4 protein-coding genes are annotated in these 11,612 nt (G+C 68.4%); all 4 read right to left on the bottom strand.

Annotated features, from left to right (window positions below):
* Positions 1-2,543: condensation domain-containing protein (locus QMO14_RS31520; RefSeq protein WP_301512005.1), on the bottom strand; the 2,543-nt coding region annotated here is incomplete at its 3' end.
* Positions 2,543-5,899 (bottom strand): amino acid adenylation domain-containing protein, encoded by a 3,357-nt coding sequence (locus tag QMO14_RS31515; protein ID WP_301512004.1) that lies wholly within the window; start codon positions 5,897-5,899, stop codon positions 2,543-2,545. The genes QMO14_RS31520 and QMO14_RS31515, both read right to left, overlap by 1 nt.
* Positions 5,896-10,491 (bottom strand): SDR family NAD(P)-dependent oxidoreductase, encoded by a 4,596-nt coding sequence (locus QMO14_RS31510; RefSeq protein WP_301512003.1) that lies wholly within the window; start codon positions 10,489-10,491, stop codon positions 5,896-5,898. The genes QMO14_RS31515 and QMO14_RS31510 overlap by 4 nt, the downstream gene beginning before the upstream one ends.
* A partial coding sequence (locus QMO14_RS31505; RefSeq protein WP_301512002.1) for an AMP-binding protein occupies positions 10,491-11,612 on the bottom strand: 1,122 nt, incomplete at its 5' end. The genes QMO14_RS31505 and QMO14_RS31510, both read right to left, overlap by 1 nt.

Here is an 11,612-nt window from a genome sequence, read left to right as displayed (position 1 = left end):
CTCTCGGGCCGGCCGTAGAGCTGCTCGGGCGTGCCGCGCTGGGCGATCACGCCGTGGTCCATCACGATGATCTGGTCGCTCACCGCCAGCGCCTCGCTCTGGTCGTGCGTGACGTGGATGGTGGTCTCGGTCGGGCCGTACAGGTTCTGCAAGGTGGCGCCGCCCAGGCGCCGCAGCGTTTCCCTCTGCGTCTGCGCGGGCATGGCCTCCCCGCCCACGATGATGTGCTTGAGCCGCGTGCTGGCCTCGATGCCCGGATGCGCCAGGAAGGCCTGCAGCATCGAAGGCACGAAGTTCAGCGTGGTGACCTGGTGGTGCTGGATCAGCTGCACCAGCCGCTCGGGGTCGCGGTGATCGCCGGGGTTGGCGATCACCAGCCTCGCTCCGGTGGTCAGGGGCCAGAACATCTCCCACACCGACACGTCGAAGCCGAATGGCGCCTTGTGCAGCACGGTGTCGTCGTGCGCCAGGCCATAGGCCCGCTGCATCCAGGCCATGCAGCTGTGCAGCGCCTCGTGGCGCACCGCAGCGCCCTTGGGCTTGCCGGTGGAGCCGGAGGTGTAGATGACGTAGGCCAGGCTCTCGCCGTGCAGCGGGACCTGCGGGTCGGTGTCGGGTTCGCTCGACAGGTCGAGGGTGTCCAGTTGCAGTTGCACGAGTCCTGCGTTCGTCGCGATGTGCTCGCGCGTGGCGAGGTGCGTGAGCAGCAGTCCGATGCCGCTGTCCTGCACCATGTAGGCCAGGCGCTGTGCCGGGTACTCCGGGTCCAGCGGCAGGTAGGCGCCGCCGGCCTTCAGGATCCCGAGGATGCCCACCATCATCTCGACGGAGCGCTCCATCACGATGCCCACGCGCATGTCGGGCCTGACGCCCAGCGCGATCAGGCGATGCGCAAGGCGGTTGGCGCGGCCGTCGAGTTCGGCGTAGCTCAAGGCCGCGTCTGCGAACAACACCGCCGTCGCCTCGGGCCGCAGCCGCGCATGGCGCGCGATGCTGCGGTGCACCGGCTGCGCATCCGGCTCCAGCTGCGTGTTCACGCTCCAGCATGCGAGCTGCGCCTTCTCCGGCGCTCCCATCAGATCGATCTCACCGATCGTGCGATCGGCATCGCGAGCCAGTGCATCGAGGATCGCCGCGTAATGCCCCGCCATCCGCTCGATGGTCTGCGGATCGAACAGCTCTCGGGCGTAGTGAAAGTTCAACCGCACCTGGCCCCGGCCGTCCTCGACCGCGCCCAGCGTCAGTTCGAACTGTGCCGCCTGATCGCCGAACTCCCAGGTCTGCAATGCAAGGCCGGGCAGATTGTCCAGCGCGCTGTGGTCCTGCTGCAGATGGTTGAACATCACCTGGAACAGCGCAGCCGTGCTCAGGCTGCGCTCGGGATTCAGGGCTTCGACCAGTTGTTCGAACGGCAGGTCCTGATGCGCCTGCGCACCCAGCGCAGCCTCGCGGGTGGCGGCAAGCGCTTCGTGCAGCCGGGTCCGGCTGCCGAGCACGTTGCGCATCACCTGCGTGTTCACGAAGAATCCGATGACGCGTTCCGACTCCACGCGGTGCCGGTTGGCGATCGGTACGCCGACCCGCACATCCTGCAGCCCGGTGTAGCGGCTCAGAAGCACCTGGAAGCCGGTGAGCAGCACCATGAACAGCGTCGCTCCCTGTGCCTGCGCACGCCGGCGCAGCGACTCGACCAGCGACGGCGACAACGCCGTTTCGTGGCGTGCCGCGCGGTACTTTCCGTCGGCACGCCGCATGCGATCCACCGGCAGTTGCAGCACCGGGTGCTCGGTGCCCAGTTGCGTCTTCCAGTAATCGAGCTGCCGCTCCTGTTCGCCCGCCTCGAGCCAGTGGCGCTGCCAGATCGCGTAGTCGGCGTACTGGACCGGCAACGCATCGCGTGCCGGCACCCTGCCCAGCACTCGTGCCTGGTATCCAGCGACGAACTCGTCCACGACGATGCGCATCGACCATCCGTCGGACACGATGTGATGCATCACGACCGCCAGCATGTGCGCCTCGGCGTCCATGCGGATGAGCACGACGCGAAGCAGCGGGCCAGTGGTCAGGTCAAAAGGCGCCTCCGCAATGCGCCGCGCCTCCTCGCACGCAGAGGCCTCGCGCTCGGTGTCCGGCAGGTAGGTCAGGTCGACCAGCGGAATGTCCAGTGCCGCATGCGCCTGCACGCGCTGCTCGACCTCTCCTTCGGCGTTCACGCCGAACACGGTCCGCAGCGATTCGTGGCGCGCAACCAGCGCGTCGAAGCTCTCCTTGAGCGCCTCGATGTCGAGCCGCCCGTCGAGCCGCAATCCACCAGAAATGTGGTACGCCGAGCTGTCCGGCTCCAGCTGCCACAGAAACCACTGCCGCATCTGCGCATACGAAGGCGGGCACGCGGCCCGCACGGCCTCGTCGCGCGCAACGATCGGAAACTGCCCGATCGTGAGGCCCTCGGCACGGATCTTTTGATACACCGCGCGGCGCTGCGCCGGGGTCAGGCGCAGGAAGCGCCGGCCGATGTGGTCGTGGGTGGCCGTGATTTCCATCAGGTGGTCTCGAGGCTGTCAATGAAGGAGTCGACGTCGGACAAGGCTTGCGCGTGCGATTTGCGTACACACGCCAGCGAAATCGACCGGGCCATGTCCATCAGGACGGGGTGCCGAAAAATGTCCTTGACCGTGAGGTCGGCATGCATGGCGGCCTGCACGCGGGCCACGACCTGCATCGACATGAGCGAATGGCCGCCAAGCTCGAAGAAATGATCGTTGCGGCCGACGCGCTCCACACCCAACACTTCGGACCAGATTCGCGCCAGCGCGCTCTCCGCGTCGCCTTGCGGCGGGACATAGGCGCGTTCGCTGTCGAAGCCGGGTATGGGCAACGCCTTTCGGTCAACCTTGCCGTTCGCGTTCAACGGCAGCGCATCCAGCACCACGACGGCGCCAGGCACCATGTACTCCGGCAGCACGCGGCCCAGTCGCGAGCGCACCTGGGCGGTGTCGATCGCCTGCCCCGCCCGCGCGGACAGATAAGCCACGAGCATCGTCGCGCCTGCGTGCTCCCTGGCCACGACGGTGGCCTCTCGAACCTCCGGCTGCGCGAGCAGTTGCGCCTCGATCTCCCCCAGTTCGATGCGGAAGCCCCGCACCTTCACCTGCTGGTCGATGCGCCCGAGGTACTCCAGCTGGCCTCGCGCGGTCCAGCGCACCAGATCGCCGGTGCGGTAGAGCCGGTCGCCGCCTTCCATCGCGATGAAGCGCTCCGCCGTGAGGGCCGCGCGATCGAGGTAGCCGCGCGCCAGGCCGGCGCCCGACACATGCAGCTCCCCGGCCACGCCGACCGGCACCGGATTCAGCCGCGCATCGAGCACCTGCAGGCCCAGGTCGGGAATGGCGGTGCCGACAGGGCTACGCTGTTGCCCCAGGTCCGCCACAGTGATCCGGCGGTAGGTCACGTGAACCGTGGTTTCGGTGATGCCATACATATTGATCAGTTGGGCCTGCTGGTCTCCGTGGTGCTCGATCCACGTGCGCAAGCGTTGCGGCTCCAACGCCTCTCCGCCGAAGATCACGGTGCGAAGCGACAGGCCTCCTTCATGGGCCTGAGGCAACGCAACCAACTGGCCGAATGCCGACGGCGTCTGGTTGAGCACCGTCACCCGCTGATCGCGCAGCAGTCGAAGGAAGTCGGCGGGCGAGCGGCTCWCCCAGAAAGGCACCACGACCAACCTGCCACCGGTGCAAAGCGCTCCGAAAATCTCCCAGACCGAGAAGTCGAAGGCGTACGAATGGAACATGGTCCACACGTCCTGCGGCCCGAACTGGAACCATGGCTCGGTAGCGGAGAGCAACCGGGTCACGTTGCGATGGCACAGTTGCGCGCCCTTCGGCTTGCCAGTGGAGCCTGAGGTGTAGATCACGTAGGCCAGGTTGTCGCCGTTCAACGGAACCTCGGGATTGGTTGCCACGTATTCGCCAGCATCCGACGCATCGACCGCCAGCGTGGAGATGCCCGCAGGCAGTCGCATGCGATCCTGCAGATGAGCCTGGGTGAGAACCAGCGCAAGCCCGCTGTCGTCCACCATGCAGGCGATGCGGTCGGCCGGGTACTCCGGGTCCAGCGGCACATAGGCGCCCCCCGCCTTCAGGACCGCAAGAAGCGCGACCACCAGTTCGACACCTCGTTCCAGCATCACGCCGACCTTGGTCTCGGGCCGCACACCGTTCTCGATCAGCCGATGTGCCAGCCGGTTGGCTCGCTGGTTGAGCTCGTGATAGCTGAGCGCTTCGTTCTCGAAAATCACCGCGACGGTGTCGGGGTTCGCCGCAGCTCGCGATTCGATCAGGCCGTGCACGGTGGCCGCTTCTGCCCGGCCTTGAGCACAGGCGCTCCATTCCGCGAGTTGCGCGTGCTCCGTCTCATCGAGCAGCGGCAGATCCCCCAGCACGCATGCCGGCTCGGCCACGAAGGCACGGAGCACGCGCTGGTAATGGCCCGCCAGCCGCCTGATCGTCTCCGGCTCGAACAGTTCCGACGCGTAGCGGAACGCTGCACGGATACAGCCGTCTTCGCATTCGATGGTCTCCAGGATCAGCTCGAACGGCGCGGCGCGCTCCGCCAGGTCGATGCGGCGCACTTGCAGGCCGGGCCATCCGCTCAGCGGCCTGTCGCCCTCGCCCAGATGGTTGAACATGACCTGGAACAGCGGCGATCCGCCGTGTACGCGGTCCGGTCGCAGCGCCTGGACGAGCCGCTCGAAGGGCAGCTCCTGGTTCGCCTGCGCTTCGAGCGAAGTGTCGCGCACCTGTGCCAGCAGCTCGGACAGGCGCATATGTCCATCCAGACGCGCATCCATCACCACGGTGTTGATGAAGGCGCCCACCACTCCCGCCGTCTCGGGCCGGTTGCGGCCTGCCACGGGCACGCCGATGCGGATCTCGTCCTGCCCGGTGTAGCGGAAGAGCAAGGCGTGGAAAGCCGCAAGCAACACCTGAAACAAGGTGCCGCCCTGCTCCCGGGCCTGCCGCTTCAGTTCGCGCGCCAGCTCTACCGGTACTTCGCGCAGGTGCTGCGCTGCGCTGTACTTCGCATCGGCCGAACGCGGCCGATCGGTCGTGAGCTCCAGCACCGGCTGGCTGCCACCGAGCCGCCGCTGCCAGTAAGCCATCTGCCGCTCGCCCTCGGCGCCTTCGACCCAGTTGCGCTGCCATGAGGCGAAGTCGACATAGCGGATCTCGGGCTCGGGCATGGCGATGGTTCGTGCCGCCCCAACACGCTGCGCGTAGAGGCGCGCCAGATCATCCAGGATCAACTCGACCGACCAAGCATCGGAACCGATGTGGTGCATGGTCAGCAGCAGTTGATGGTCTTCATCGCCCATCTTCAGCAAGGTGCCGCGCAGCAACGGGCCGGCCGTGAGGTCGAAGGGCGTGCGGCAGACCTCGCGCACGATCTCGCCGTAGCGCAGTTCGAGGGCGTTGGCGTCCAGCGCGCTCAGATCGACGAAGGGAATCGCGAGCGTGCTCGTGGGCTCGACGCGCTGCTCGGGTACACCGTGAGGGCCTGCCCTGAAGACGGTACGCAGCGTGTCGTGGCGCATCGCAAGCGCATGCACCGCATCCTGGAGCGCGGCAACTTCCAGCGGCCCGGAGAAGCCCAGGCCGCCGCCAACGTGATAGGCAGTATTGCCCGGATCAAGCTGCCACAGGAACCACTGCCCCTGCTGGGCGAAGGAAACTTGCACGGCAGCGCCGTCGTCCAAGCTGCGCACGATGGCATCGCGCTGTGGGCGTGCGGGCGCTGCGGTCGTGTCATCGCCGCGCCGCAGCCGCCGCTGCAGCGCACTCAGTTGCGCCGGGGACAGCTTTGCCCGGCGCTCGAAAAGATCCTTGCTTTGGCTCATGATGGAAATCCCGTGGTGGACCTGGCGATGTCCGAGACATCGGTCTTCGCAGCTTCGGACTCGGCCTCGCGCTCGATCTCCTCGATCAGCCGCATCTCGACCAGCACCGCCAGTTCGGCGATGGTGGGTGCCTTGAAGAAGGCGGCCGGATGCAGCTCGACGCCAAAGGCCTTGCGCACACGCGCCAGCAGCCGGATCGCGAGCAGCGAATCGCCGCCGAGTTCGAACAGGTTGTCGTCCGCGCCCACGGGTGCGATGCCGAGCGCTTCGCGCCACAGATCGGCCAGCCCCTCTTCGAGGTCTCCCTCGGGCGCGCGGTAGGCCGTCGACAGCACCGGTCGCGAATGGCTGGCGCGGTTTTCGGCGGCGGGTGGGGCGCCGGCGTCCAGCGCGTCAAGCAGGCCTTCGAGCGGGCGCAGGCGCGGTGCCAGCGGCGTGATCGACACCACGGTCTGCGGCAGGTCGGGGCCGTTGGCGATTCGCTCGAAAGCCAGCACGCCGGTGCGCTCGTCCAGGCCGACGCCCTCGGGCATGTCCATGTCGACGGCCACGCCCACGTCGCGCCAGGCGTCCCAGTTCACCGAGAAGACCGGCAATGAAGAGTGGCGCCGGTGCGCGTGCGCGAAGGCATCGAGGTAGGCGTTGGCCGCGGCATAGTCGCTGCGGCCGAGGCCTCCGATGAGGCTGGCGACCGAAGAGCAGAACAGCACGAAGTCGAGCGGTTCGGCGCGCAATGCGTCGAGCAGTGCGATCGTTCCAGCAACCTTGGGTGCGAACGCGGCTTCGACCAGCGCCCGCGAGCGCTGCGCGATCATTCCGCGGCCAGGCTGCACGACCGCGTGGACCACGCCGTTCACCGGACCGAAGCGCGCATGGACCTCGGCCAATGCGTTGCGCAGCTGCACCGGGTCGGTGACGTCTGCCGCCACCGCCAGCACCTGCGCGCCAATGGCTTCGAGATCGATCAGTTGCTGCAGCCTGCGCCGCAGCGAAGCGGGCTGGTCCGTGGCCGAGGCAAGGCGCTCCCAGTCGGCGCGCGCGGGCAGCGGCGTGCGGCCCATCAGCACGAGCTTCGCCTGCCAGTGCTTGCCGAGATGGCGCGCCATCGCCAGGCCGACGCCACCCAGCCCGCCGGTGATGAGATAGACGCCGCCCTGGCGCAGGCGCTGCATTCCCGTTGCCTGCGCGGGCACCGGCTCGTAATGCTTGGTCCAGCGGTGCGCGCCCCGGTAGGCGACGACGAAATCGTCGGCCGAAGAACCGGCCTCTTCCGCGACGCGGCGCACAAGATCGGCTTCGGCCGCGCTTTCCGGCGCGGGCAGTACCACATCGACGACACGGCATGTCACGGAGGGCGACTCCTGCTCCAACACCTTGGCGATGCCGAGCACAGTGGCTTTTTCGGGCGCGAAGGGCTCGGTGCCCGCCACGTCCTCGACACGGTCGGTGACCACGGTGAGTGCCAGCGGTGGGCGGGTTGCGGCACCGACGGCATCGAGCGCCTGGGCCAATGCGAGCAGGCTGAAGTAGCCCGCCTCGAAGATCGCCCCGTGCGTCGCCGGAGCCGGCTTGTCGCCGTCGAGGCTCCAGAGATGGAAAACGCGCGCGACAGGGCCAGCCTCGGCTTCGACTTCGCGCAGCAGGGCTTCGTGGTCGGCGCGCTCGGCCGCACGCATCGTGTACTGGTGCTGCGCCGTGCGCGCGAACTTCTTGCCGCGCAATGCCAGCACGACCTGATCGCCCCGGGCGCGCAGCATGCGCGCCAGCGCGTCGGTGAAGCTGCCGGCATCGCCGAGGATCAGCGTGCAGCCCTGGGGCACGGCTTTCGCTTCGGATGGCGGTGCGGCCATGGTGCGCCGCCACGCCGGCGCATAGAAGAGCTCCGACCCGGACGACGACGAAGACGTCTGCACGGCCTCGCCGGCTTCGGTCCAGTAGCGTCGGCGCTGGAAAGCGTAGGCCGGCAGCGGCACGCGGCGGCGCACGGCGCCTTCGCGTGCAGCCTCCCAGTCGATCGCCACGCCAGCGGTCCACAGGCTTGCGACAACGTTCGCAAGCTGCTGCTCGTTGCGTGCATGCTGCTGCGGATGGGCCTGGCTGGCCAAGATGCCGGCGGCTGACTGGCTGTCGGGGTGCTGGCGCGCGAGGCCGGCGAGCGTTTCGCCAGGCCCGACTTCGAGCAGCACCCGCCCCGGCGTGGCGAAGACACCGCGCAGGCCGTCGACGAAGCGCACCGTGCCGCGCAGGTGCCGTCCCCAATAGGCGGGACTCGTCGCTTCCTCCGCGGTGATCGGCCGGCCGGTAAGGTTCGACATGAAGGGAACACCTGGTGCCTGGCGCGGCACCGAGGCGATCAGGCGTTCGAGCTCCGAGACGACGGGGTCGGCCAGGCGCGAGTGCGCGGCAATGGACACATGCAGCCGGCGCGGCTGGTGCCCAAGGGCGCGCAGCGCGTCTTCGGCGCTCGCGATGGCATCGACCGGCCCCGCGAGCACGCACAGTTGCTCGGCGTTCACGGCCGCCAGGTCGCAGCCGTTCGAGAGACAGGGCGCGAGTTCGGCCTCGGCCAGCGGCACCGCGGTCATGGCGCCGGGCGCCATGACCTGCATCAGACGGCCACGCGCGGCGACGATGCGCAACGCGTCCTCGAGCGTGAAAACGCCCGCCAGGCAGGCGGCGACATATTCGCCGAGGCTGTGGCCCAGCATCATCGACGGCGTCACGCCGCGGTGCATCCACCAGCGCGCCATCGCGTACTCGACCGAGAACAGCGCGGGCTGCGCGAACTCGATGCGGGCCAGGCGCTCGTTGGCTGCCTGCTCGTCGCCGTCGGGCGGGAACAGCAGGCCGGGCAGATCGATGCCCGAATCCTGCTTCAGCAATGCGGCACAGCGGTCGAGCGTTTCGCGAAACACAGCGCTGTTGCGATAGAGGGCCTGCCCCATCAGCGCGTGCTGCGTGCCGCCACCCGGGAACAGGAACACCACCCCGGGAGCAGAAGCCGGCGCGCGGGTCGCAGCGACCGTCGGCGAAGCGAGCATTTCCGCAGCCAGCGCAGGCTGGTTGGCCACCACGGCGCTGCGCCAGGCGAAAGCACGCCGCCCTTCCTGCAGCGTGTGGGCCACGTCTTCGAGAGCGTGCTCACCGTGCGATTGCAGATGCGCCGCAAGTTGTACGCGGCCCTGGCCGAGTGCCGCCTCATCCTTGGCCGAAAGGGGCAGCACCTGCCATTGCGAGGTCTTCGCCGTCGCCTGCGCTGCAGGTGCCTCTTCGAGCACCACGTGCACATTGGTGCCGCCGATGCCGAATGAGCTCACGCCCGCGCGGCGCGGCGTGCTGCCTTCCGGCCAGGGCTGGCATTGCGTATTCACATGAAACGGGCTGCCGGCAAAGTCGATCCGCGGATTGGGTTTGCTGAAGTGCAGGCTCGGCGGCAGCGTGCGGTGCTTGAGCGCCATCACGGCCTTGATCAGGCCCGCTACGCCGGCCGCGGCATCGAGGTGGCCGACGTTGGTCTTGACCGAGCCCACGGCACAGAAGCCGCGCCGCTCGGTGTCGGCCCGGAAGGCTTGCGTGAGCGCCGCGATCTCGATGGGGTCGCCCAGCGTGGTTCCGGTGCCGTGCGCTTCGACGTAGCCGATGGTGTCGGCCGAGACACCCGCGATCAGCTGCGCGGCGCGGATCACTTCGGCCTGCCCGTCGATGCTGGGCGCGGTGAATCCCACCTTGGCCGAGCCGTCGTTGTTCGCCGCGCTGCCCTTGATGACAGCGTGGATGGTGTCGCCGTCACGCAATGCCTCGTCGAGCCGTTTGAGCACGACCACGCCCGCTCCGCTGCCGATCACCGTGCCGTCGGCATCGGCGTCGAAGGCTCGGCAATGGCCGTCGCGCGAAAGGATCGCGCCGGCCTGGTAGCGGTAGCCGCCTTCCTGCAGGAGATTGATCCACACGCCGCCGGCAAGCGCCATGTCGCAATCGTGGCTCAGCAGGGCCTGGCAAGCAGTGTGCACGGCCGTGAGCGATGTCGAGCATGCAGTCTGCACGGTAACGGCCGGGCCGCGCAGGTTGAGCTTGTAGGCCACGCGCGTGCACAGCGAGCCGGCGGCGTTGCCGCCCATCAGGCCCAGCAGGTCGGCGATGCCGGTGTGCGCGCCAAGGCCGAAAGCCGGCAGCAGGTTGCGGATCAGGTAGACGTTGGTACCTTCACCCGCATACACGCCGACCTTGCCGGGCCAGCGCTCGGGGTCGCAGCCGGCAAGCTCCAGCGAGGCCCAGGCGCATTCCAGGAAGATGCGTTGCTGCGGGTCGAGGTTCTCGGCTTCGCGAGGCGTATAGCCGAAGAAGCCGGCATCGAACTGGTCGAAGCCATCGAACAGCACACCGGCCTTCACGTAGTCGGGATCGTCCAGCTGAGCCTGCGGCACGCCGCGCTCGCGCAACTGCGCATCGGTGAAGGTCGACACCGACTCGACGCCGTCGCGGATGTTTCGCCAGAACGCATCGACGTCATCGGCGCCGGGAAAGCGCCCGGCCATGCCGACGATGGCGATCTCGAGACCGGTTGGCTCTGCAGCTTCGTTGTAGACGGACATCAGTTGACTCTCTCTGCCGCTTTGCGGCGTTGAAGCATCGCGGCGCGCTGGCGCAGCGCGCGCTCGTCGCCGCCCGCGGCAGATGCGGCGGCGACCTGCGCGCCACCCTGCTCGATCCAGCGGGCCAGCGATTCGACGGTGGGGTACTTGAAAAGGCTGACCAGCGGGAACGTGGCCTCCAGCCTGTCTTCCAGCAGCCGGTGCGCGCGGATGAGCAGCAGCGAATGCCCGCCCAGGTCGAAGAAGTTGTCGTGCAGGCCGACCTGTTCGACCTTCAGCACCTCGGCCCAGATGGCCGCGAGCGTGCGCGCCACATGGCCTTGCGGCGCTTCGTAGGCCGTCGCGCGGCCCAGCCCCTCGGGCTCGGGCAACGCCTTGCGGTCGACTTTGCCGTTGGCGTTCAGCGGCAGCGCGGGCAAGGTGACGATGGCACGCGGCACCATGTAGTCGGGCAGCACGTGTGCCAGGCGTTCGCGCAGCGCGGCGCCATCGACAGACCGTCCTGCATGGACGCTGACGTACGCCAGCAGCGAGGCCCCGGCGACACCTTCGCGCGCCACGACGACGGCTTCGCGCACCTCGGGCCGCGCGAGGATCTGTGCCTCGATCTCCCCCAGCTCGATGCGCAGGCCGCGGATCTTCACCTGGTGGTCGATGCGCCCCAGGTATTCGAGCTGGCCTTCGGCGTTCCAGCGCACGAGGTCACCGGTGCGGTAGAGCCTGTCGCCCTGCCCGAAGGGGTCGGCCACGAAGCGCTCCGCACTGAGGCCCGGCTTGTTCAGGTAACCGCGCGCCAGGCTCACGCCGCCGAGGTACAGCTCGCCGGCCACGCCGCGCGGCACCAGGTTCAGCTCGGCATCGAGCACATGGGCGCTGGTGCCGCTGATGGGCTGGCCGATGGGCACCAGGCTTTGCCCGTCGTCCCTGCAGGTCCAGCGCGTGACGTGGATGGTGGTCTCGGTCGGGCCGTACAGGTTCTGCAAGGTGGCGCCGCCCAGGCGCCGCAGCGTTTCCCTCTGCGTCTGCGCGGGCATGGCCTCCCCGCCCACGATGATGTGCTTGAGCCGCGTGCTGGCCTCGATGCCCGGATGCGCCAGGAAGGCCTGCAGCATCGAAGGCAC

The organism is Variovorax sp. CAN15 (assembly GCF_030462475.1).
GTDB lineage: Bacteria > Pseudomonadota > Gammaproteobacteria > Burkholderiales > Burkholderiaceae_C > Variovorax.
The sequence above is the reverse complement of the archived record's forward strand: the minus strand, read 5'-3'. Positions and strand labels throughout refer to the sequence as shown.

Bases quoted from the DNA above. Each gene is read 5' to 3' on its own strand.
- QMO14_RS31510 (WP_301512003.1), bottom strand. From the start codon at position 10,491: ATGTCCGTCTACAACGAAGCTGCAGAGCCAACCGGTCTCGAGATCGCC.